The organism is Vibrio sp. 10N.261.51.A3 (assembly GCF_041471965.1).
GTDB lineage: Bacteria > Pseudomonadota > Gammaproteobacteria > Enterobacterales > Vibrionaceae > Vibrio > Vibrio crassostreae_C.
Genome location: NZ_JBFRPK010000164.1, coordinates 1 through 240 on the forward strand (window position 1 = coordinate 1; position 240 = coordinate 240).

General features: G+C 49.2%; 2 tRNA genes. Both read left to right on the plus strand.

Annotated features, from left to right (window positions below):
* The first annotated feature begins 34 nt into the window (after positions 1–34).
* Positions 35–111: transfer RNA gene (locus AB4371_RS22480), tRNA-Ile, on the plus strand.
* A 14-nt stretch (positions 112–125) separates the two neighbouring features.
* Positions 126–201 (plus strand) — tRNA-Ala (locus AB4371_RS22485).
* The last annotated feature ends 39 nt before the right edge of the window (positions 202–240 follow it).

Below are 240 nucleotides of genomic sequence, written 5' to 3' on the forward strand. Positions count from 1 at the left end.
TTGATTAGGTTTAGAAAAGTTAAGAGACGATATTGGGTCTGTAGCTCAGCTGGTTAGAGCGCTCGCCTGATAAGCGGGAGGTCGGTGGTTCAAGTCCACTCAGACCCACCAATATCAACCTAGATGGGGCTATAGCTCAGCTGGGAGAGCGCCTGCCTTGCACGCAGGAGGTCTGCGGTTCGATCCCGCATAGCTCCACCATCTTTAAGTATTCTCTTAAGAGAGTCTTTAAAAATGGTT